This is a genomic window from Janthinobacterium sp. OK676, from assembly GCF_900103595.1.
In the GTDB taxonomy this organism is placed as follows: Bacteria; Pseudomonadota; Gammaproteobacteria; order Burkholderiales; family Burkholderiaceae_D; genus Janthinobacterium.
In genome coordinates this window covers 654787-678299 of the sequence record NZ_FNHA01000001.1, presented here as the reverse complement: position 1 = coordinate 678299, position 23513 = coordinate 654787, and the positions used below count along the sequence as shown (strand labels likewise).

The window sequence follows — 23513 nt, the reverse complement described above, 5'->3', positions numbered from 1 at the left end:
TTGATTGTTTGCTCAGGTTTTGATTGTAACAAGCTATCTTGCGCGGGAGCGCAGTCCATGGAAAAGGCGGAATACATTGTTGAAACGAGATCGATATCCGACCCTGGCCGCGCGCGCCAGGTCGTGGCTGCAGCGGGCCGTGTCGGCCTTGCTGCTGTGCTGTGCCACCGTGGCCCACGCCGCCGGCCCTACCTTGGAGGCGGAGTTTGCGGCCGGCTTGAAGGACGAGGGCCTGGCGGGTGCCGTCTGGAGCGAAGTCTTGCCCGACGGAACAGTCAAAGTCGGCGCGTCCGGCTTGCGCGATGCCGCCAAAAAAATGCCGATGCAGGCGGACACGCGCATGCAGGTGGGCTCCGTGGGCAAGGTGGCGCTGGCACTGGGCGTCCTGCGCCTCGTCAGCGAAGACAAGCTGACTCTCGACACGCCCTTGCAGCAGGTGCTGCCGGAACTGGCGCTGAAAAACCCGTGGCAAGCCAGCGACCCCGTGCGCATCCGCCACTTGCTCGCGCATACGTCGGGTATCGATAACGTGCGCTTCTGGCAGGCGTTCAGCCTGAACCCGGCGCCGGACACGCCGCTGGCCGAGGCTTTCGACGGCGGGCGCAATCTGCTGCGCGTGCGCGCGCGGCCCGGCAGCCGCTATGCGTACTCGAACATGGGCTATGGCTTGCTGGGCATGGTGATCGAGAAGGTCACGGGCCAGCCCTATGAGCGCTACCTCGATGCGCAGCTGCTGCAGCCGCTGGGCATGGCGGACAGCACGTTTGCTTTCGTCAGTCAGGCGGGATCGCTCGCGGACCCGCGCCTGGCCATGGGCCACTTCGAGCATGGCGTGGCGCAGCCGGCCGTGCCCCAGTATTTGCGTCCGGCCGCGCAGTTCACCACCACGGCGGCCGACATGGGCAAGCTGGCGCGCTTCCTGATGGGAGACGGCAAGCTGCAGGGCGCGCAGTTCATCGACCTGGCCCTGATGGGCGCCTTGTCCGAGCCGGCCGGCACGGATGCGGCGCAGGCGGGCCTGGCCACGGGCCACGGCCTGGCGCTGGCCGTGCGCGACCGCCATAACGTGGTCGGCGCCTGCCACCCTGGCACGGCCGTCGGTTTTCGCGCCATGCTGTGCATCTACCCGGAACAGGACAGCGCCTTCTTCGTGGCCTTCAATACGGATGCCGAGCGGGCCGACTATGAACGCTTCAACCGCCTGCTGCTGCGCGACCTGGAGCTGCCGCTGCGCGCGCCGGCCCCGCGCGGCACGCCCGCACCCACGGTGGAAAACTGGCAGGGCGTCTACGTGCCGGCGCCGAGCCCCATGGCCAGCATGGCCTGGGTCGATGCCGTCTTCGGTTTTACGCGGCTGAAATGGGATGGCGAGTCGCTGTTCCTGATCCCGTTCCAGGGCGAGCCGAAGGAACTGGAACCGGTGGGCGGCCTGCTGTTCCGCGCCAGCGACCGCAGCACGCCGTCGCACGTGCTGATGCAGGAAGACGGCAAGCATATCCTCAGCGACGGTTTGCGCAGCTATGAGCGCGCGTCGATGCTGCGCATGCTGGTGCTGTGGGGCAGCCTGGCCCTGGGGGCTGCCGGCTTGCTGTACGTACTGGTGGTGGGCGTGTGGCGCGCCGCGCTGCGCAGCCTGGAGCGGGGCGACCATCTGTTCGCGCCTTTGCTGGCCATGCTGGCGCTGCTCTTGCCGCTGCCGTTTTTCTATTTCCAGTCCTACCTGCGCCTGGGCGACGTCACCATCGCCAGTGTGCTGCTGGTATTGGTGACGGGCGCGCTGCCGCTGGCGACGGCGTTCGGCCTGGCCCGCTGCTGGCGCAGCCGCGGCACGGCGGCCGAGGCGGGCTCGTGGGCGAAATGGGATTGGGTGGCCTTGCTGGCGGCTTTGCAACTGCTGCTGGTGCTGGCCTGGTGGGGATTGCTGCCGCTGCGTATGTGGCAGCTGTAGGCCGTCAGGTCCAGCCAGCAATCAGCCGGCGCCACCAGCGTTGCGCCGGTGCGGCCCGGGTACCGTGTGCGGTGCGCTTGGCGCGATAGCTGGCCGCCGCCATTTGCAGGCCGATGCGGTCCATCGCGGCCATCGCTTCCGCTTCCTCTGGCGACAAGTCATGCAGCAAGGCTTGCGCCTGGGGATCGAGCAGGAAGGCGGCACGCAGGGCGTCGTCCGTGTACAGCCTTGCCAGATAGGTTTCCAGTGCGGGTGAACTCATGCGGCTCGCCCCGCGCGCAAGGCCGCGCGCGCCAGTTCCAGCTGGCCCAGCACATGCTCGAACGACGGGTAATTGCCGTCGCGTTCGACGATCACCTTCAACGGTTGCGGCGCATGGCGCGCCAGCACGGTCAATAAAGCAAAGACTTCGGGCGGCACGTCGTGCAGGTGGTCGTCCAGCAGCCGCTGGCCGCCGTCCGGCGCAGCGATCCAGTGGCCGCCGCTCAGGTGCACGGCGCCGACCCTGTCCAGCGGCAGGCGCAGCAGCAGTTCCTGCGGCGACTCGCCGGCATTGACGGCATTCGCATACAGGTTGTGCAGGTCGAGCAGCAGCGGCACTTGCGCGCCGTGGATAATCTGCGCCACCCACTCGGCTTCGTCCATGGTGCTGGCCGGCGGCTGGACCAGGGTGGCGATGTTTTCCATCAGCGGCGCGCTGCCGACGATGCGCGTGGCCAGCGCGATATTGGCGATGGCGCCGGCGGCGCTGTGCGGCGTGCGCGGCGGCGCCGCCAGGTGGCCGATCTCGATGCCGCCGGCGCGCACGAAACTCAGGTGCTCGGACCACGATTCCGCCTGCACCGCTTGCATCAGGCGCGCCATCGCATGCAGCCGGCGCGGCTCGGCGGGAATCGTCGACGCCAGTCCCATGCCGACGCCATGCAGGCTGACCGGTATTTGCCGCGCCAGGCTGCGCAAGGCGGCGATGCCGGCGCGCGAGGCGCCGTAATAATCGTCGGCGATCACTTCCAGCACGTCGATCCGCGCCAGGTTGGACAGGATGCCGGCAGCCAGTTCGGCGCGCCAGCCCAGGCCGACACGGTCGCGCGCGGTCTCCTGGCTAACTGCCACAGCCGCCGCCACCGCCGCATCCCCCACAGCCGCTGCCGCCGCCGTCACCACCGCCCGATGACGAGTCGCCCGAGTCGCCCGTGCTGCCGGACGAGGAGTCGCCACCGCCATTTTGCCGGGGCACCGGATACAGCTCGGCGACATACGCGTACACGGACAAGGGCAGGGCGCCGATGCCGAAGATGGCGGCCAGCAGGGCCATGTCGGCGCTGCTGTTGCCCGCCTGCAGGCGCGATGAGCGCATGTTCAGCCGGCCAAACAGCATGCGCAGGTCGGTCAGCAGCCGCTGCGCGCTCCAGCTGGTCGCCTGGGTGCGCAAGCCGCGCAGCATGAGGAGAAAAATCGCCAGCAGGACCGCCAGGAACAGCAGATTGTAGTGCTGGCGGCTGATGGCGATGACGGCCTTGACGCCGGCCACCGTCAACAGCAGCCAGTGCGCGGCCCGGGTGATGCGTGCGCGCCGGCGCAGCAGCGGCGGGCCGACCAGCAATTCCTGCTGCGTCAACGTCTCCTGGTAGGCGCGGCACGACGGCAGCATCTCGGCTTGCACGGCCAGTTCCTTGCTGTGTCCCTGGCGCCCCAGGTACAGCCGCAGCACGTCGCGTTCGATATCGTGGCTGGCAAAGCGCAGGCTGTCGGCGCTGGCCGTTTCCAGCAGCGGGCCGTCGGCGCGCAGCAAGCCCCGATCGACCAGCACGATGGCGGCGATTTTCACGGCTTCGAGGGCGCCACCGCGCAGGAACGCGATGCGGTAGGGATCATCTGCCAGCGACAGCTGGGCGTGCGGATTGCGCAATTCCATGCGGATCAGCAGCTCGCGCGCCAGGTAGTACACGAGCGCGCCGAAGATCAGGTAGGCCAGCAGGAAGGATGGCCCGCTCCAGTCAAAGGGATTGAAGCCGTTCACCGCATCTGCTCCGCGTGTTCGCGCAGGCGTTCGGTAATCGCCATCAGGCTTGTGAAGGCGGGCAGGGCCTGCCCCGGCGCCAGGCGTGCCGTTTCGCGCGCGGCCGACATGGCTTGCAGGGCGGCGTGCAGGGCCGGGTCGCCCAGCTGGTCGACAAACGCTTCGAGCGCCTGCTTGCCCGATTGTGCAGACTTGCCATCGAGTTGCGCCAGCGAGGCCGCCGCCGAACGCAGGGGGCCGGCCGCATCCGCGATGGCGCTGGCCAGCTGTTCTTCTGTCAGGCTCAACAGCATATACCGTTCGCGCATGCGCAGCTGCTGGTTCAGCAGCACTTGCCGCAGCCGGCGCAGCACGGCGTCGCGGCTCGTGTGCAGGCTGGCGAAAGGGTCAGCGCCATGCAGCACCCGGTGGCGCGCGATGATGTCGGCAAACTTGACGGCGAAAGCGTCGGCGGCCTGCGCCAATTCGTTTTCCTGCAAGAACATCACCTGCAAATCGATGGCGGCGTGTGCCAGGCGCAAGGGGCCGCGCAGCGCATCGGCTGCCTGTGGCGTAAAGCGCTTGAGCAGCAACAGCAGGTTGACGTCGGAGGTGGCGCGCAGCTGGCCATCGGCGGCCGAGCCAAACAGCACGGCGGCGGCCAGGTCGGCGCCGAAGGCCGTTTGCGCGGCGGCGACGAATATATCGAGGTGGCGTTGTATCTCTTCTGGCAGCGGTGGCGGCATGCGGCGTTCTTTCACGATGGGCTGGCGGGATGATCACAAGTTTGCAATATAGCAAACTTATGCCATCGCGCGCGCACCGCCCGCCCGATAGCGCTAAGCTGGCGCCGGCTCAGCTCAAGACGTTGAGCAAGCCATCGAGCCCCACGAAGTTCAGCGCCACGTCGGCCTGCGAGCGCACCACGGGCTTGGCGCGGAAGGCGACGGACAGGCCGGCGATGCCCATCATTTTCAAGTCGTTGGCGCCGTCGCCCATGACGATGGCTTCGGACGGGGAAATGCCCAGTTCCGCGCACACGCGCTCCACCGTGCGCTGCTTTTCTTCCGCGTCGACGATGCCGCCCAGGACTTTGCCCGTCAGCTTGCCGTCGATGATTTCCAGTGCGTTCGCATGCGTGTAGTCGAGGCCCAGGCGTTCCTTCAGGCGTTCGGTGAAGAAGGTAAAACCGCCCGACACCAGCAGGGTTTTCAGGCCGGCCTTTTGCACGGCCGCCAGCATGGCTTCCGCGCCCGGCGACAGTTTCAGACGCTCGTCATAGACGCGCTGCAGGGCCGACGCGTCGAGCCCTTCGAGCAGGGCCACGCGCTGCTTCAGGCTGGCGGCAAAATCGAGTTCGCCGCGCATGGCCGCTTCCGTGATGGCCGCCACTTGCGGTTTCAAGCCCTGCATGTCGGCGATTTCATCGATGCACTCGATGGTGATCAGGGTCGAATCCATGTCCATCGCCACGAGCTTGAATTCGCGCAGTTCGCGCTGGCCCATCATGTAGGTGGCGTCCAGCTGCGCCGCCTGCGCCGCCACTTCGATCGTGGGGCGCAGCGCGGGCGAGTAGGCGATCTGTTCGCAGCGCACGGCGTTCGGACCGAGGCGCGTGACGGACGTCGGCGCGGCCAGCGCGGCGATGCGCTCGAGGCGGGCGCTATCGCCGTCAAGGCCCTGCAGGATCAGATTCATGGTGATGGTCTTGGTAGTGGTCATGTGGCAGTCCTGCATTAATTATCGAAATGGTCTATACCGTCAATTGCTTGATGGTGGTCTTGATCTGCGTCACGCGCGCGGCCAGGTCCGGCATGGCGGCCGTGATTTTCAGCTTGTCCTGGCCATGCAGCTTGATATGGCGGTTTTTCTGGATCAGGTCGATGATGCGCATCGGGTCGATCGGCGGCTTGGCCATGAATTGCAGGGTGGCCGCCTCGCCATGCACGTCGATCTTGACGATGCCCACGGTTTTCGCGCCGATGCGCAGGCGGTGCGTCTCGACCAGGGCCTTGACGGCGTCGGGCAGCTTGCCGAAGCGGTCGATCAGCTCTTCCTGGATATCGTCGATCTTCTCTTGCGTGGCGCAGTTGGCCAGGCGCTTGTAGATCGACAGGCGCTCGTGCACGTCGCCGCAGAAGTCGGCCGGCAGCAGCGCCGGCACGTGCAGGTTGATCTCGGTGGTCGACGCCAGCGGCGCGGCCAGGTCCGGCTCCTTGCCCGCTTTCAGCGAACGCACGGCTTCGTTGAGCATGTCCGAATACAGCTGGAAGCCGATTTCCGTCATCTCGCCCGACTGGCTCTCGCCCAGCACCTCGCCGGCGCCGCGGATTTCCAGGTCGTGCATGGCCAGGTAAAAGCCGCTGCCCAGTTCTTCCATCTGCTGGATGGCGTCCAGGCGGCGCTGCGCCAGCTTCGACAGGCCCTGCACGTCGTGCACCAGCAGGTAGGCGTAGGCCTGGTGATGCGAGCGACCCACACGGCCGCGCAGCTGGTGCAGCTGCGCCAGGCCGAACTTGTCGGCACGGTGCATGATGATGGTGTTCGCCGTCGGCACGTCGATGCCCGTTTCAATGATCGTCGTGCACAGCAGGATGTTGAAACGCTGGGCGACGAAGTCGCGCATGACCTTTTCCAGGTCGCGCTCGTGCATCTGGCCGTGCGCCACGGCGATGCGCGCCTCGGGCAGCAGTTCCGTCAGCATGGCCAGGCGGTTCTGAATGGTTTCCACCTCGTTGTGCAGGAAATAGATCTGGCCGCCGCGTTTGAGCTCGCGCAGGCACGCTTCGCGGATGATGGCTTCGCCTTCGCTGCGCACGAACGTCTTGATGGCCAGGCGCTTTTGCGGCGCCGTGGCGATGATGGAAAAGTCGCGCAAGCCTTCCAAGGCCATGCCCAGGGTGCGCGGGATCGGCGTGGCCGTCAGGGTCAGCACGTCCACTTCCGCGCGCAGCGCTTTCAGCGCTTCCTTCTGGCGCACGCCAAATCGGTGTTCCTCGTCGATGATGACGAGGCCCAGACGCGTGAATTTCACGTCGTCCGACAGCAGTTTATGGGTGCCGATGACGATGTCGATGGTGCCGTCGGCCATGCCCTTGAACGCCTGCGTGATCTCCTTGCCGCTGCGGAAGCGCGACAGCTCGGCGATGCGCACGGGCCAGTCGGCGAAGCGGTCGGCGAAGGTTTGCGCATGCTGCTCGGCCAGCAGGGTGGTGGGCGCCAGGATGGCCACCTGCTTGCCGCCCATGACGGCGATAAAGGCTGCGCGCAGCGCCACTTCCGTCTTGCCGAAGCCGACGTCGCCACAGACGAGGCGGTCCATCGGTTTACCGGAAGTCATGTCCTTGATGACGTTGTGGATGGCCTCGGCCTGGTCCGGCGTTTCGTCGAAGCCGAAGCTGTCGGCGAAGCGCTGGTAGTCGTGCGACGAGAATTCGAACGAGTGGCCCTGGCGCAGCGCGCGGCGCGCATACAGGTTGAGCAGCTCGGCGGCCGTGTCGCGCACCTGGTCGGCCGCGCGCTTCTTCGCCTTTTCCCACTGGCCCGAACCGAGCGAATGCAGCGGCGCGTCTTCCGGCGACGCGCCCGAATAGCGTGAGATCACATGCAGCTGCGACACGGGCACGTACAGCTTGGTGTCCTTCGCGTATTCCAGATGCAGGAACTCCGTCTCGCCTTCGCCCAGGTCCATGCTGGTCAGGCCCATGTAGCGCCCGATGCCGTGGTTGATGTGCACGACGGGGTCGCCGATTTTCAGCTCCGACAGGTCGCGCACCATCGACTCGACCTGCGTCACGCCTTCCTGCTTCTTGCTGCCGACCCGGCGGCCGGAACCGGCGTACAGCTCCGTTTCGGTGATGAAGGCCAGATTGCCCTCGGGCGTAAACAGCTCGAAGCCCGCATGCAGCGGCGCCACGCCCAGCATCAGCTTGGCGTCGGATTGCAGGAAGCCGTCGCTGCCCTCCACCGGCGTCAGGTGCAGATCGTATTCGCTGAAGTACTGCTGCAAGGTTTCGCGGCGGCCGTTCGATTCGGCGCAGATCATCACGCGGCGTCCCGATTGCAGCAAATAGCTGCGCAGGTTGGCCAGCGGATCGTCGGCGCGGCGGTTGACGGCGATGTTCGGCACGGGCGCGGACAGTTCGGACGCCAGCGCATCGTTCGATTTGCTGATCGCCAGGCGCGCATACGGCTTGGCCAGGCCGAAGAACTGCTCGTCGGACAGGAACAGTGATTCGGGCGGCAAAATCGGCCGCTCGCGGTCCGCCTTCAGGAAGCGGTAGCGCGACTGCGTGTCGGTCCAGAAGCGCCCGATGGCAGCGTCGATCTCGCCCACCAGGGCGAGCGAGGCGTCGGGCGGCAGGTAGTCGAACAGGGTGGCCGTGTGCTCGAAGAACAGGGGCAGATAATATTCGATGCCGGCCGAGGCGATGCCGCTGCTGATGTCCTTGTAGACGACCGAGCGCGATGGATCGCCTTCGAACTGTTCGCGCCAGCGGTTGCGGAAGGTGGTGCGGGCCGCTTCGTCCATGGGAAATTCGCGGCCCGGCAGCAGCCGCACTTCATGCACGGGATACAGCGAGCGCTGGGTGTCGGCGTCGAAGGTGCGGATGGTTTCGATGGTGTCGCCGAACAAATCGAGGCGGTAGGGCAGGGCCGACCCCATGGGGAACAGGTCGAGCAGGCCGCCGCGCACCGAGTATTCGCCCGGTGACATCACTTGCGAGACATGGCTGTAGCCGGCCAGGGTCAGCTGCGACTTCAGGCGCGCTTCGTCGAGCTTTTCGCCCTTCTTGAAGAAGAAGGTGTAGGCGGCCAAAAAGGATGGCGGGGCCAGGCGCACGAGCGCCGTGGTGGCCGGCACGATCAGCACGTCGCACTGGCGTGTCTGGATTTCGTGCAAGGTGGCCAGGCGCTCGGAGACCAGGTCCTGGTGCGGCGAGAACGCGTCGTAGGGCAGGGTTTCCCAGTCCGGCAGCAGGTGGCAGCGCAGGTCCTTGCCGCCAAACCAGGGGATTTCATCGAGCAGGCGCTGGCCGTCGCTGGCCTGCGCCACCACCACGGCCAGCATCTGGCCCCGCGCTTTCAAGGCCAAGGCGGCCAGCGCCAGGGCATAGGCGTCGGATGAACCATACAGGGCGGGCAGCGCATAGCGGTTGCCGGGCTTGGGGAGGGCTTTTGTTAAGTCTAAGGACATGCAGGCGATGACACTAGTGGCAGAGGCAGTTGAGTGGAACAGCTGTGGTGCGCGCCGCGCCGCCAGTGACGGCGCTGACAGGCGAGATTATAGACCATCGCCCTTATCTCCGCGCTTGAGAAAACCGTCGCGAGCGGCAGTGATTTGTGGCTAAGAAGCGCAACCGTACGCTGGTACGGTGAGCATCGCAGGCCGCAAAGCACGACGCGCAGCAGGTTTTATCCCGCGCGGGCATTGGCGATGCCGAAGGGGACATGCACCATCGGTATGGTGCCGCCCGCCGATTTCAGGTGGCTCAGCTGGTCGTCGAAGAAGATATGTGGCTTGAACACGGCCAGTACGCGCGACTTGTCCATGCCGCCGAGGAAAAACGTCTCGTCGGCCGCCACGCCCCAGCTTTTCAGGGTCGTCACGACTCTCTCGTGCGAGGGCGCGTTGCGCGCCGTGATGATGGCGATGCGCAGGATCTTTTTATAGCCGGGGTCGCGCCGCTGGGCCCTTTCTTCCAGGCGCTGCATGGTGGCCAGCTTCTGGAACAGGCCGGCCAGCGGGCCGGGGCGGTGCGGCGTGCCCACGTTCAGGGTTTCATGGGCGTGGAATTCATCGACGTCGTTGTTGCGCTTGAAGACGGTTTCCGCTTCGTCGTCGGCGATCACGCCGTCGAAATCGAAGGCCACGCGCAGTTCCTCGTCGTTTTCATCGTCTTCCGTGCGCGACGGCAGCACCAGGCCGGCCGGATAGTCGCAGGCCAGCGCGCTGCGCACGTCGCCTTCATTTGCGCTGAGGAACAGCGAGGCGTTGAAGGCGGGCAGGTAGGGGTAGGGCGACTTGCCCGTCATGAAGGCGGCGCGCGAAATGTCCAGGCCGTAGTGGGCGATCGAGTGCATCACGCGCAAGCCCGTTTCAGGCGAATTGCGCGAAAACAGCACCACTTCCACGGGCGACTGGCGCGGATAGTGCTTGTTGATGTTCAGGAAACGGCGGATGAAGGGGAAGGCCACGCCGCGCGGCAGCACCGTGTCGATATGCGTTTCCTGGTATTTGCGGTATTCCTCGGGGCCGTTGTCCAGATAGACCTGGTGCGATTCGGCCAGGTCGAACAGGGCGCTGGAAGCGACCCCGATCACCAGTTTGTGTTCGATAGGATAAGCCATGATCTGCCTGTTGTTTGCTTGTTGCTCATCTTATACGACTATCAACTGCGCAGCCAATAGGGAGGCACGGGGATTTTTTGCACCAAAGCGGGGCGCCCTGTCAATTTTTTTGACCGCTGTGCAACACGCGCCACAGGAAAGAAATAAATCTTGTTTTGTATCAAGTATGTATCAGCCAGAACCATATTTTTCCTCTATGCTTCCACTTATCAAATCTCGCCAATTGTAACGAAGCGTACGCCCCATCCCCGCCACCTTTATACAAGTGTCAGCTGTTTTACTCGAACATGCCAGCCTCAACTTTGCCAGCAGTCGTCGTGACTTTATAAAGGATCTAGCCATGTTTAAGAATTTACTGATCAAATGGAAACTGGCGACGCTCGTTGCCGTGATGATGGCGGCCTTGCTGGTGGTGGGCATCAGCGGCTACGCGGGCATCGCCACCGTGGGCAATGCCGTCAATGAAATCGGCGTGGTGCGCCTGCCGTCGATCCAGGGCCTGATGATGATGAGCGAAGGCCAGACGGCCGTCGCCGCCGCCACCCTGACGGCCGCCATCTCTGAAAACAATTACCAGGCACAGGACAAGTTTGCGGAAGCGCTGCAGCTGCGCACCAAGGCGTGGAACAATATCGAGGCGGGCCGCAAGCTGTACGAGCCGCTGCCGCAAACCCCCGAGGAAGCCGTGCTGTGGCAGCGCTTCCAGGGCGAGTGGGCGGCCTGGAAGGGCGACGACGACAAGGTGCGGGCCATCTTGCGCCAGCTGGCCGATAACCGCGACGAGCCGCGGCAGAAAGAGTTGTTCGTGGCGTTCTACAAGCAGTACCAGGATTCGCGCGCGTTGTTCGGCAAGGCCGAAGGCACGCTCAACGAGATCATCAAGCTCAATAACGGCGTGGCCGACGCCAGCGTCAAGGACGGCAGCGCGGCCGTGGTCCGCTCGGAAAGCCTGATGGTCATCCTCGGCTTGCTGGCCTCCGCGCTGGGCATCGGCTGCGCCGCCTACATCACGCGCGCCATTACCCAGCCGATCAATTCGGCCGTGAAAGTGGCGCAAACGGTGGCTTCGGGCGACCTGACGAGCCGGATCGAAGTGCACACGACGGAAGAAACGGGCCAGCTGCTGCAGGCGCTCAAGGACATGAATTCCAGCCTGGTCAGCATCGTGGGCCAGGTGCGCAGCGGCACGGAAACCATCGCCACGGCCTCGTCGGAAATTGCCAGCGGCAACCTGGACCTGTCCTCGCGCACGGAAGAGCAGGCCAGCTCGCTGGAAGAGACGGCGTCGTCGATGGAAGAACTGACGTCGACCGTGCGCCAGAACGCGGACAACGCCCAGCAGGCGAACCAGCTGGCGCTGAGCGCCTCAGGCGTGGCGGTCAAGGGCGGCGCCGTGGTGGGCAAGGTGGTCGAAACCATGGACGCCATCAACGATTCGTCGCGCAAGATCGTCGACATCATTTCCGTCATCGACGGCATCGCCTTCCAGACGAATATCCTGGCGCTCAACGCCGCCGTGGAAGCGGCGCGCGCGGGCGAGCAGGGACGCGGCTTTGCCGTGGTGGCCACCGAGGTGCGCAATCTGGCCCAAAGGTCCGCTGGCGCAGCGAAGGAAATCAAGACGCTGATCGGCGACTCCGTCGTGGCCGTCGATACGGGCAGCAAACTGGTGGCCGAGGCGGGCAGCACGATGGCCGAAATCGTCGCCAGCGTGCAGCGCGTGACGGACATCATGGCGGAAATCAGCCTGGCCACGCAGGAGCAAAGCTCGGGCATCGACCAGATCAACCAGGCCATCGGCCAGATGGACCAGGTGACGCAGCAGAATGCTGCCCTGGTGGAAGAGGCGGCCGCCGCGGCCGAATCGCTGCAGGAGCAATCGGGCCAGCTGGCCCAGGTGGTCAGCGTCTTCAAGCTCGATGGCGCGCAGGCGCCTGCCGCACGTGCAAACGCGCAGGCAAAGCCGGCCGCGCCGCGTGCCGTGGCGGCCAGCGTAGCGCCGCAGCGTCCCGCATCACGTCCCGCGGCGGGCCGCCCGGCCTTGCGCGCCGTGCCGTCCCAGCGCCAGAACGCGCCGCGCGACGACGAGTGGGAAGTGTTCTGATGGCGTGAAGGCGCCAGCATGCGCTACCGGATGGCCGCCTTGCGCGGCCGTTTTTACATGTATGCGCCGGCGCGCACTGCGGTTCGAACTGCGGCTACTACTTACTAAAAAAACAGCGTTATTAAAATAGCTGTTTTGCCATCTAAGCAAATCTTTGCAAAACTTAACGCGACATTGCCTGTGAGATAACTCACACTGCCTGCCGTACCGCCCTTGTTCCCGCCTCGGCCACATCCCGGCTGACCCTTCCGCCTGCTGCGTCCGGCCATACCTGGCAGGCGGCAGCCATTGCCGTCAGCCTTGCATGCGAGCCCGGCGCGATGACCGATGCACCACACTGAAGGATGCGAATGAAGATGGCAAATATGAAAATCGGCACGCGCTTGCGCTGCGCCTTTGCATTGTTGACCTTGCTGCTGCTGGCGACCGCCGTGCTGGGCATGCTGCGCCTGTCGAGCCTGGAGCTGCGCATGCGCGACGTGATCGATGACAAATATCCGAAAACCGTGCTGGCCAACGACATCATCAAGAATGTCAACATCATCGCACGCTCCTCGCGCAACCTGCTGCTGATGACGGAGCCGCAGCAGCTGGCGCAGGAACGCGCCACCATCGCCAGGGCGGGTGGCGAAACGGAAAAGGGGCTGGCGCAGCTGGAACAGGTGGTGCTGTCGCCGCAGGGCCGCCAGCTGATGGCGGCCGTGACGCAGGCGCGCGCCGCGTTCAATGGCGGGCGCGACAAGGTGCTGGCCCTGCTGGACGAGGGCGCGCGCGACGAGGCGGCCAGTCTGCTGCTCGGTACCGTGCGCGACGAGCAGCTGCGCTACATGGCGGCGCTGGAAAGCCTGATCGCGCACCAGCATGGGCTGATGGAGGAGGCGGGCGCCCAGGTGCGCGCGGAACACGCCACGGCGCGCAACATGATGCTGGCGCTGAGCGCGCTGGCCGTGCTCTTCTCGCTCGTCACGGCCTGGCTGGTCACGCGCAGCATCGTCGATCCGCTGCGCCATGCCTTGAGCGTGGCGCAGACCGTGGCCGCCGGCGACCTGACGTCGACCTTCGGCCGCCACGGCGGCGATGAAACGGGCAAGCTGCTCGACGCGCTGTGCATCATGAACGGCAACCTGCTCGACATCGTGCAGCAGGTGCGCAGCGGCACCGACACCATCGCGACGGCCTCGTCGCAGATCGCGGCCGGCAATATCGACCTGTCCTCGCGCACCGAGGAGCAGGCCAGCTCGCTCGAACAGACGGCATCGGCCATGGAGGAACTGAGCTCGACCGTGCAGCAGAACGCGGACAATGCCCGCCATGCCAGCGTGCTGGCCGTCGAGGCGGCGAACATCGCCGGCGCCGGCGGGCAAGCCGTGGGCCAGGTGATCCATACGATGGACGCCATCAGCGCGTCGTCGGCGCAGATTGCCGACATCATCGGCGTGATCGACATGCTGGCTTTCCAGACGAATATCCTGGCCCTGAACGCGGCCGTGGAAGCGGCGCGCGCGGGCGAGCAGGGGCGCGGCTTTGCCGTCGTGGCAACGGAAGTTCGCAACCTGGCGCAGCGCAGCGCGGCGGCGGCGCGCGATATCCGCGCCCTGATCGCCAACTCGACGCAGCAGGTGGACGCGGGCGCGGCGTTGGTGGCGCAGGCGGGCGCCACGATGCGGGACGTGGTGGCGGCCGTGGGACGCGTGAGCCAGATGGTGGCCGACATCACGGCCGCCAGTGCCGAGCAAAGCACGGGCATCGGCCAGGTCAGCCAGGCGGTCGTGCAGATGGACGAAGTGACGCAGCAGAATGCGGCCCTGGTGGAGGAAGCGGCGGCCGCTTCGCAATCGCTGGAAGGCGAAGCGGCCAGGCTGCTGCAGGTGGTCAGCGTGTTTCGCCTGCGCCAGGGGCCGGCGGTTCTGGCGGGCCGCACTGCGCCGGCCTTGCCTCGCCTGCTGGCCTAGTGGCGCGCCTGGCAAGGTTCTGGCACGGCGCGCTGGCGCGGCTGTGCCGGGCGCCGGCGCGCAGCCGGGAGTTGCAGGGGCGCCTGGACAGGGCCATCGCCAACGGCGAATTCTGCTTTCACTACCAGGGCAAGTTCGATACGGCGCAATTGCGCCTGGTCGGCCTGGAAGCGCTGCTGCGCTGGAACCATCCGCGCCACGGCCTGGTCTACCCGAACGAATTCATCGGCCTGGCCGAGCGGACGAACGCCATCGCCGCGCTGGGCAACTGGGGCATCGACGCGGCCTGCCGCCAACTGGCGCAGTGGCGCGCGGCGGGCTTGCCCGTGGTGCCGGTCGCCGTGAACGTGTCGGCGCGCCAGCTGTGCCAGCCGCACCTGCCCGACTTCGTGCTGGGCTGCTTGCGGCGCCACGCCATTCCGCCCGGCCTGCTGGAGCTGGAAGTGACGGAAAGCTGCTGCATCGACGACATGGCGCAGGCGACGCAGGGATTGCGCCGGCTGCGCGCGCTGGGCCTGTCCATTTCGCTCGACGACTATGGCACCGGCCATTCGGGCCTCAGTCATGTCAGGATGCTGCCCATTGACACCATCAAGATCGACCGCTCCTTCATCCATGAGCTGGGCAGCGGTGGCAGTGGTGGCCGCGACGCCGTCATCGTCGCCTCGACCCTGGCGCTGGCGCGGGGCCTGGGCTTGCAGGCACTGGCCGAGGGCGTGGAAAACGGCGGGCAGTTGGCGCAGCTGCGGCGGCTCGGCTGCCCGCAGGTACAGGGGTTTTATCTGCACCGTCCGGCACCCGCGGCCGAGGTGGCCGCGCTGCTGGCCGCGGGCGCGCCGGCCGGCCTGGTACGGCATGGCGCGCATGCTCAGTAAAATAGGTCCTCTGCAAGCCGCATGCGTTAACACCTACTCCCCCTCGCAAGAATGATAAACAGTCCCGCCCCGGCCTATGTCTTCGGCCCGTTTCGCCTTTTGCCGCTAGAGCGCGTGCTGTTCGAAGGCGAACGCGCGCTACGCCTGGGCAGCAGGGCCATGGACTTGCTGCTGGCCCTGCTCGAGCGCGCCGGCGACATCGTCGACAAGCATGAACTGGTGGCCATTGTCTGGCCCAATGCCGTCGTCGACGACGCGACCTTGCGCGTGCACCTGGCGGCGCTGCGCAAGGCGCTTGGCGACGGCCGCGACGGCCAGCGCTACATCACCACCGTTCCCGGGCGCGGCTACGGTTTCCTCGCGCCGTTGGCGCACACGGGCAGGCCGGCACCCGGTGCGGCCGGCGCCGAACCCCGGCACAACCTGCCCGTCATGCTGACGCGCATGCTGGGCCGCGCCGAGGTGCTGCAGACGATGGCCAACCAGCTGCTGCAATTGCGCCTGCTGTGCATTGCCGGCCCGGGCGGAATCGGCAAGACCACGCTGGCCGTCGGCCTGGCCACGCGCGTGCTGCGCCGCTATGCCGACGGCGTGTGTTTCGTCGATCTGTCGCCGCTGGAGGAGGGCCGCCTGGTGCCGCTGGCGCTGGCCACGGCGCTCGGGGTGGCCGTGGCGGCCGGCGACGCCATGCCGGTCCTGCTGGCCTACCTGCGCCCGCGCCACATGCTGATCGTGCTCGATAACTGCGAGCACGTGATCGGCGCGGCCGCCACGCTGGCCGACGCCTTGCTCAAGGGCGCGCCGCTGCTGCACGTGCTGGCCACCAGCCGCGAGCCGCTGCGTCTCACCAGCGAGCAGTTGCAGCGCCTGCCCGCGCTGGAATTGCCGCCGGCCGATGCCGTGCCCGATGCGGCGGCGGCCCGCCATTTCGCCGCGGTGCAGCTGTTTTGCGAACGCTGCGCGGCCGTCGACGATGCTTTCGTGCTGGCCGACGCCGACGTGCCCGTGGTGGTGGACATTTGCCGGCGGCTCGATGGCATCCCGCTGGCGCTGGAACTGGCGGCCGGGCGCATCGGCCACTTCGGCTTGCACGAATTGCGCCGCCAGCTCGACGACCGCTTTCGTTTGCTCACGCGCGGCGCGCGCAACATGCCCTTGCGCCACCAGACCCTGCGCGCCACCCTGGACTGGAGCTACGGCCTGCTCGACGCGCAAGAGCGCCAGGTGCTGCAGGCGCTGAGCGTGTTCAGGAGCCGCTTCCGCCTCGAGTCGGCCAGCGCCGTGGCCGGATGCGACGTGTTCGATACGCTGGCCGACCTGGCGGCCAAGTCCCTCGTCAGCATCGAGTTTTGCCACCAGCACGTGTATTACCGGCTGCTCGACACCACGCGCGCCTATGCCAGCGCGCAGCTGTCGGCGGGCGGGGACGCGGGCGCCGTGCTGCTGCGTCATGCGCGCCATTGCCTGGGCCTGGCCGGGCGCATCGCCGCCGACTGGAAGAGCATGCCGCCGGCCCGCTGGAGCGCGCGCTACGGCCGCCACGTCGACGACCTGCGCGCCGCCATCGACTGGGCCTTCGGCGAGGAGGGCGACGTGGCGTTGGGCGTGGCGCTGACCCTGGCCGCGCAAACCCTGTTTTACCAGCTGTCGCTGATGGACGAGTACCGCGTGCGCGTCGGGCGCGCGCTCGCGCGCATGGCCGCGCATGCGCTGGACGACCCGGACAGCGAGATGCGGCTGCATGCCTCGCAGGCGCACCTGCTGCTGCATACGCAGGGCATCACCGGTACCATGCTGCGCTCGTTCCAGCGCGGCTATGCGCTGGCCATGCGCACGGACGATGGCAGCCGGCGCTTCGAGGCGATTTGCGGCATGTGGATTTGCAGCCTGAAGCTGGCCGATTTCCAGCGCGCCGACAGTTACGTCACCGAGCTTGCCGTCCTGTGCGACGCGCGCGGCGACACGCCGATGCGGCTGGTGCTGGCGCGCATGCGCTCCGTGGGCGAGTATCTGCAGGGACGCTATGCGCAATCGGCGGCGCTGGCGCGCATGGTGCTCGCGCATCCCGAGGGCGCAGGCCAGCTTGGCTTCAATAATGTCTTGCTGGCCGATCAGCAGGTGTGCCTGCGCGGCACGCTGGCGCGCTGCCTGTGGATGCAGGGCCGCCCCGACGACGCCCTGGCCCTGGTGCGCGAGGCGGTGGCCGTGGGGCTCGAGCACAATGGCGTCACGCTGTGCGTGGCGCTGGCCATCAATGCCATTCCCGTTGCCCTGTGGTGCGGGCAGCGGGAGCTGGCCGATGCGTGGACTTGCCTGTTGTGCGAGCATGCGGCCCGCTATGGCTTGCTGTACTGGAGCGCCTGGGGCGCCGCTTACCAGCGCCTGCTCGATGGAGGCGAGGCGCTGACGCCATTCCCCTGGCCTGCGGTGCGCAACTGGCCGATACAGGTCGACTTGATGGCCACCCTGCACGACGCGGCCGCCGATAGCCAGGCGCTGCGGCGCGCTCGCACGGGCCAGGCGCCGTGGAGCGCGCCGGAAGTGCTGCGCCGTGACGCGCACCAGCGCTGGCGCGCGCTGGCGCAAGGCGATGCGGCCGGGCTGGAAGCGGTGCGGGTGCAGCTGGAAGAAGCGCTGCGGCTGGCCAGGGAGCAGCAGGCGCCGGGCTGGGAACTGCGCTGCGCCACCAGCCTGGCGGCCGTGCTGCAGGCGCAAGGCCGCGGCGCGACCGCGCACGCCGTGCTGGCCCCCGTCCATGCCGGTTATCGGCAGGGGTGCGGCACGGCGGACGTGATGGCGGCGGCTGCCTTGCTGGCGCAGCTGGCTTGAGCGCTATTCGTAGGCGCCCAGCCGGCGCTGTTCGTCCGGCGTGAAACTGGCGTCGCGCAGTTGCCGCAGGGCCGCCGCATCCTGCGCGCCGCCGGGCAGGCTGGCCTTCTGCGCTCGATACGCGATGATGCGCTGCTGCCACTGCGATTCTTCGCGGTCCAGTTCCGCCAGACGCGCGGCCGCCGCCGGCGTGAAGGTGCTGGCGCGCAGGCGGTAGACTTCATTGTCGCCGCCGCCCTGTGCCCGCAAGGCCTTGACGGAGGCGTCCAGCTGCGCCACCTGCAGCGGCGCGTCGCGCGCGGCGCGCAGGGTGGGCGGCATTTTTTGATCGAGCGCCGTCAGTTGCGCCTGGCGCTGCGCTTCATCGAGCGACGTGTCGCCGAGGATGGTCATGCGCGCCACGGCGTCGTCGTCATACGCGTCGCTGGCGCCGAACAGGCCCGCGCTTTCCTCGGCTGTAAAGTAATTGCCGCGCAAGGCGCGCATGGCATGCAGGCGCGCGCGCGCCGCCAGAGCCGCATCGGCTTGCGCCGGCAAGGCCTGTTCCGCGCCGAGCAATGCCTGCTTGTAGGCCAGGTAGGCGCCCAGCAAACGCTTCGCTTCGCGGGCGGGGACGGGCGCCAGGCGCCGGTCCAGCTCCGCCTCGATCTGGCTGCGGATGGCGGCCAGCGGCTTTTCGCCGAGGCCCGCCAGGTAGTAGTCGAACAGATGGCCCAGTTCCGCGTCGACCACCAGCTTGTCGCCGGCGGCCACCGTGACGTTGCCGTCTGGCCGCGTGCCTTCCATCGAGCGCACGAACGCGAACAGGTCCGGTTCCGCCCTTTCCGGCGGCAGGGCGGGCGGCTCGCCGGGGCGCAACGCCAGGTACAGGGCCAAAGCCGCCAGGCTGCCGCCGATGATCCATTTTGCGTGCATGCGCTACTCCTTACAGTCCCAGGCCTTGCAGGCGGTTGGCCTGCTGGCGGAAGACGGTGACGGGGTTCGTTTCGAACAGGTTGACGATGCCGACGAACTGGTTGACTTCATCGAGGTGGTTCATGGCGTAGTCGTCGCGGATCACCTTGCCCAGGTGGCTGGAACAGCTGCTCACCAGGCCATCGTTCTTGACGCCGCCGAAGGCCAGGCTGATGGCCGCCAGCAGCGGGTCGCCCACGTCGAGCACATTCGTGTACGGTTGCGCGCCGCTCCACGAGAAATAATACACGCCTTGCACCTGATAGGCGCCTTCGCCGCAGGCCGAGGTAGGCACGCCTTGCGGGTGGCGGCTGTTGAAGGCGAGCGAGCCGGCCGTGGACAGCGATGCCAGCGAGGCGCCCGCGTTTTGCGGCAAGCCCTTGTTGCCCGACAAAATGCCGATCAGCGAGGCCAGCGCATTGCCCAGCGCATTGCTGGTATTGGGAATGGCGCCGCTGAGGATGTCGGCCACCTTGGAGCCCTTGTTGACGCCGGCCACGCTGGTGACGGACGCCACCAGGTCGGGGCGTACGGAAGCGACGTAGCGGGCCGTGGGGCCGCCATGGCTATGGCCGATCAAATTGACCTTGGCCGCCCCCGTGGCGGCGAGGATTTGCCGCACCTGCGACAGCAGCTGCTCGCCGCGCACTTCCGTGCTGTTGGCGGCCGACACGGTGGTCACGTACACTTGCGCGCCGCCGCTGCGCAAGGCGTCGGGGACGCCGTAAAAATACTCGACGGGACCGAGCTTGTCGAAGCCGAACAGGCCGTGCACGAGCACGATCGGGTACTTCGTTTGCGTGTAGCCGGCGGCGCTGGCGCTGCCGGGCAGGATGGCGATGCTGAGGAGCAGGGTGGATAGCAGTTGCCAAAAGCGAGTCTTCATTTTGTCTCCGTTATTTGAATCGTATGGAAATGTCGATGCTGTAGCGATGTGCCGTGCGCGCCTTCACATTCTATCGATGCATTAAATATAGCGAGCGCTCGGTTTTTTGAATGTAGCACCGCTGGATGTAAATTGCATTTGAATTGCATGATGCAGCGCAATAACTGTGGGAATTTGGCGTTGCTTATGCGCCCATTGCATAGTTGAAAAGTAAAATAGTTGTTTTCCTGAGCTATAATCGGCCCCGCATCAGCCGTCCCGCCGTCTTGCAGTGCCTTGCCCAGGCATTGCATGGATATCGCTCTTACACCGTTATTTGGGAATGCACTTGTCGACCCATTTTAATTTTGAACAGTTTCAGCAGATGACGCCTTTAAATGGCGAAAACATCTGGGAATATATTCTTGACCGCCACGCGGAACGTATCGGCGTCAAGCGCCGCAAGCCGGCGCTGGAAAATCTGGAACGCATCTTCGTCGCCACCTTCCGCCTGGCCAATGACGTGGGCTTCCGCGCCATGAGCTTGCGCGACCTGTGCCGCGAGACGGGTCTGTCGATGGGCGGCCTGTATGGTTACATCACCAGCAAGGATCAACTGGCCGAAATGATCGAGGACGTGGTGCGCCACGCCACGCAAGCCTTGCCGCTGCTGTTCGCCGACGTGAAGTCGCCGCTGGACCGCCTGGAGGCGATGATACGCTCGTCGATCTACCTGTCCGAAGTGCTGCAGCCGTGGTTTTATTTCGTCTTCATGGATTCGCGCGTGCTGCAGGTGGAGCAGCGCAGCATGGCGAAGAATTCGGAACTGTACGTGCAGACCCTGATCGCCGCCACCATCGCCGAAATCGAACCGAAGCCGCAGGGCGACGCCACCTTGCTGGCCGCGCACTGCCTGGCCCTGTTCCAGGACTGGTACGTGAAGCGCTGGAAGTACCGCGCCGCGAAGGTCAATGTCGACGATTTCGCCGACAGCGTCGTCAGCACGGTGCGCGGGTACCTGAGCATGACCGGTAGGTCGGATTAGCGAAGCGTAATCCGACAAGAGCCGATTGCGGCTTGTCGGGTTACGCCGTTCCGGCTAACCCGACCTGCGGGTTCCTCAGTTCGTGGTTTCCACCGGCACCGTCTCCGGCACGGCCGCCGGATCCGTCGGCGTCTCCACGTCCATATCCAGCGTCTTGACACCATTCATGTCGATGAATTCGTCGTACAGCCACTCGCCGTCGACCTGGCTCAGGCCAGCCGGCACGGCGCGCGTGATTTGCGGGCGCGTCGACAGGGCCGTGCGCATGTAGTCGATCCAGATCGGCATGGCCAGGGTGGCGCCGAATTCGCGTCCGCCCAGCGATTTCGGTTCGTCATAGCCCATCCACGCCACGGCCACGATGCCGCCGCTGTAGCCGGCGAACCAGCCGTCGACGGCGTCGCTGGTGGTGCCCGTCTTGCCGGCGATGTCAGTCCGGCCCAGTTTTTTCGTCGCCGCCGCGCCCGTGCCGGTGCGCGCCACTTCGCGCAGCATGCTGTCCATCACGAAGGCGTTGCGCGGGTCCAGCGCCAGGGTCTTGTCGTCGTTCGGCGCGGGCGGCTTGGTCTGCATCAGGATGGCGCCCTTGGCGTCGACGATGCGGTCGATCAGATACGGTTCCACCTGGTGGCCGCCATTGGCGAACAGGGCGTAGGCGCCCGCCATCTGCACGGGCGTGACGGAACCCGTGCCCAGCGCCATGGTCAGGTTGTTCGGCTGGCGGGCCGGGTCGAAGCCGAATTTCTCGAGGAAGTCGTGCGTGTACGACACGCCCAGCGCGCGCAGGATGCGCACGGAGGCCACGTTCTTCGATTGCGCCAGCGCATAGCGCATGGTGATGGGGCCGTCGAACTTGAAATCGTCATTCTGCGGCGCCCACACCTTGCCGCCCGCCTGCATTTCCAACGGCACGTCGTTGATCAGGGTGGCCGGCGAAAAGCCTTTTTCCAGCGCCGCCGAATACACGAATGGTTTCATGGCCGAACCGGGCTGGCGCCAGGCCTGCGTCACGTGGTTGAATTTTTGCAGGTTGTAGTCGAAGCCGCCCACCATGGCGTGGTAGGCGCCCGTGTCCGCGTCGAGCGACACAAAGGCGGCGGCCACCAGCGGCACTTGCGTGATGGCCCAGTTGTCCTTGCCATCCCTGGTGATGCGGATCACGGCGCCCGGGCGCAGCTTGATGCCGGCGCTCGCCTTGGCGGACAAGGCCGGGGCGGCAAAGCGCAAGCCTTCGCCCGTGATGGCCTTGGCCTCGCCGTCGCCCGTATCGGCCACCACCTTGCCGCTGGCCACTTCCGTGACAACGGCGGCGATCAGGCCGTCGCTGTCCGGGCGTTTTTGCAGCGCCGCGTCGATGGCGTCGTCGCGCTGTTCCGGGTCGGCTGGCATGTCGATGAAGGTTTCCGGGCCGCGGTAGCCGTGGCGCTGGTCGTAGGCGATGACGTTGCGGCGCGTCGAGGCGTAGGCCGCGTCCTGGTCCGCTTTCAGGATCGTCGTGTAGACGCTGATGCCCTTGGTATAGCTGTCTTCCTTGAACTGCGCGTAGACGGCCTGGCGCGCCAGTTCGGCCACGTATTCGGCGTGGGTGTCGAAACCCTGCTTGCCGCGGCTGTTGATATGCAGCGGCTGGTCCAGCGCTTGCCGGTACTGGCCTTCGCTGATGTAATCGAGTTCGCGCATGCGTTTCAGGACCAGCCGCTGGCGCGCGTGCGCCTTTTTCGGATTGCTGATCGGGTTGTGGCGCGAGGGGTTTTGCGGCAGGCCGGCCAGCATGGCCATTTCCGCGATCGACAGTTCATTGAGCGGTTTGCCGAAGTAGGTCTGCGCCGCGCTGCCGAAGCCGAACGAGCGCTGGCCCAGGTACATCTGGTTCATGTACAGCTCGAGAATCTGCTCTTTCGACAGGGCCGCCTCGATTTTCAGGGCCAGCATGATTTCATTGAGCTTGCGCGAAGCGACTTTTTCGCGCGTCAGGAAGAAATTGCGCGCCACCTGCATGGTGATGGTGGAGCCGCCGCCGTGGCCGAAGCCGTGGCGCAGGTTCGACAGCACGGCGCCGCCGGCGCGCACGAAGTCAATGCCGTGGTGCTCGTAGAAGCGGCTGTCCTCGATGGCCAGCAAGGCCTTCTTCATCATTTCCGGCACTTGCGCAATCGGCACGAAGTCGCGGTGCTCCTCGCCGAATTCGCCGATCAGCACATTGTCGGCCGTGTACACGCGCAGCGGTATCTTCGGCTGGTAGTCGGTGATGACGTCCAGCTCGGGCAGGCGGGGGCGCACGTACATAAACAGATAGGCGGCCAGCAGCACAGCGGCGGCCAGCGCGGCGCAGCCGGCGATGATGAAGCCGCGCACGGTGGCGCGGCGGGAAGGCCAGGGAAATCCGGTTCGTTTGGCAGTCAAGGCAGTCTCGCGTGAGCGTGCAGGGCACGGTGGCAGCGATTATAGACCAATGCGGCGGCGCTTCCTGTGCGGGCGGGGCGGCGTCATGGACCTCAAAAAACCTTTTCATCGAAACGCGGCTGTGCGATAGTCTCGGCTTCAAGCAAATAGCCCGGGCATCGATCCGGGCTGTTTATTTTAAAAGATTA

At 66.2% G+C, this 23513-nt stretch carries 16 protein-coding genes; 6 read left to right on the top strand and 10 right to left on the bottom strand.

All coding sequences use genetic code 11. The annotated features are described in order from the left end of the window. Window positions 1-79 precede the first annotated feature (79 nt). Entirely contained in the window at window positions 80-1948 is a 1869-nt protein-coding gene (locus BLU39_RS03090) for a serine hydrolase domain-containing protein (protein WP_175539191.1), read from the top strand. A 4-nt stretch (window positions 1949-1952) separates the two neighbouring features. Here the strand turns inward: BLU39_RS03090 and BLU39_RS03085 are convergent, their stop codons facing one another. From BLU39_RS03085 to BLU39_RS03060, 7 genes are all read right to left on the bottom strand, one after another. Then, on the bottom strand, window positions 1953-2210 hold the full coding sequence (locus BLU39_RS03085) for a hypothetical protein (protein WP_092709505.1): 258 nt from the start codon (window positions 2208-2210) through the stop codon (window positions 1953-1955). Then, a complete protein-coding gene (locus tag BLU39_RS03080) occupies window positions 2207-3061 on the bottom strand; it encodes an MbnB/TglH/ChrH family RiPP precursor modification enzyme (protein WP_175539190.1) in 855 nt (284 codons plus the stop codon). Before BLU39_RS03080 ends, BLU39_RS03085 begins: the two co-directional genes overlap by 4 nt. Then, entirely contained in the window at window positions 3051-3968 is a 918-nt protein-coding gene (locus tag BLU39_RS03075; protein ID WP_175539189.1) for a TIGR04222 domain-containing membrane protein, read from the bottom strand. The genes BLU39_RS03080 and BLU39_RS03075 overlap by 11 nt, the downstream gene beginning before the upstream one ends. After that, window positions 3965-4693, bottom strand: coding sequence for a nucleotidyltransferase domain-containing protein (locus tag BLU39_RS28500; RefSeq protein WP_175539188.1), 729 nt, complete (start codon window positions 4691-4693; stop codon window positions 3965-3967). Before BLU39_RS28500 ends, BLU39_RS03075 begins: the two co-directional genes overlap by 4 nt. 109 nt (window positions 4694-4802) lie before the next feature. Continuing rightward, the gene (serB, locus tag BLU39_RS03070) at window positions 4803-5645 is read right to left on the bottom strand and encodes a phosphoserine phosphatase SerB (protein ID WP_092709912.1); all 843 of its coding nucleotides are present in this window, start codon (window positions 5643-5645) and stop codon (window positions 4803-4805) included. A 55-nt stretch (window positions 5646-5700) separates the two neighbouring features. Continuing rightward, window positions 5701-9144, bottom strand: coding sequence for a transcription-repair coupling factor (gene mfd, locus BLU39_RS03065; RefSeq protein WP_092709499.1), 3444 nt, complete (start codon window positions 9142-9144; stop codon window positions 5701-5703). Window positions 9145-9362: 218 nt separating this feature from the next. After that, on the bottom strand, window positions 9363-10298 hold the full coding sequence (locus BLU39_RS03060; protein WP_092709496.1) for a 5'-nucleotidase: 936 nt from the start codon (window positions 10296-10298) through the stop codon (window positions 9363-9365). A gap of 340 nt (window positions 10299-10638) precedes the next feature. Between BLU39_RS03060 and BLU39_RS03055 the strand changes: the two genes are divergently transcribed. The 4 genes from BLU39_RS03055 (at window position 10639) to BLU39_RS03040 (ending at window position 18058) form a co-directional block, all read left to right on the top strand. Next, entirely contained in the window at window positions 10639-12402 is a 1764-nt protein-coding gene (locus BLU39_RS03055; protein WP_092709493.1) for a methyl-accepting chemotaxis protein, read from the top strand. Window positions 12403-12758: 356 nt separating this feature from the next. Continuing rightward, window positions 12759-14354 (top strand): methyl-accepting chemotaxis protein, encoded by a 1596-nt coding sequence (locus BLU39_RS29140; protein ID WP_302848387.1) that lies wholly within the window; start codon window positions 12759-12761, stop codon window positions 14352-14354. Next, window positions 14354-15229, top strand: a complete 876-nt coding sequence (locus BLU39_RS03045; protein WP_092709485.1) for a putative bifunctional diguanylate cyclase/phosphodiesterase — start codon at window positions 14354-14356, stop codon at window positions 15227-15229. The genes BLU39_RS29140 and BLU39_RS03045 overlap by 1 nt, the downstream gene beginning before the upstream one ends. A 51-nt stretch (window positions 15230-15280) precedes the next feature. Continuing rightward, window positions 15281-18058 carry an ATP-binding protein gene (locus BLU39_RS03040; RefSeq protein WP_092709482.1) on the top strand — a complete coding sequence of 926 codons (2778 nt, stop codon included), beginning with the start codon at window positions 15281-15283 and terminating at the stop codon, window positions 18056-18058. Between the two features lie 3 nt (window positions 18059-18061). Here BLU39_RS03040 and BLU39_RS03035 read toward each other — a convergent pair whose 3' ends face one another. Then, a complete protein-coding gene (locus BLU39_RS03035; RefSeq protein WP_092709479.1) occupies window positions 18062-18973 on the bottom strand; it encodes a lipase secretion chaperone in 912 nt (303 codons plus the stop codon). A gap of 10 nt (window positions 18974-18983) precedes the next feature. After that, entirely contained in the window at window positions 18984-19898 is a 915-nt protein-coding gene (locus BLU39_RS03030; RefSeq protein WP_092709475.1) for a lipase family alpha/beta hydrolase, read from the bottom strand. Window positions 19899-20262: 364 nt separating this feature from the next. Here BLU39_RS03030 and BLU39_RS03025 point away from each other — a divergent pair, with 364 nt between their 5' ends. Next, window positions 20263-20922, top strand: a complete 660-nt coding sequence (locus BLU39_RS03025) for a TetR/AcrR family transcriptional regulator (protein WP_232731107.1) — start codon at window positions 20263-20265, stop codon at window positions 20920-20922. Between the two features lie 75 nt (window positions 20923-20997). Here BLU39_RS03025 and BLU39_RS03020 read toward each other — a convergent pair whose 3' ends face one another. After that, window positions 20998-23325, bottom strand: a complete 2328-nt coding sequence (locus tag BLU39_RS03020; RefSeq protein WP_254788868.1) for a penicillin-binding protein 1A — start codon at window positions 23323-23325, stop codon at window positions 20998-21000. Window positions 23326-23513 lie beyond the last annotated feature (188 nt).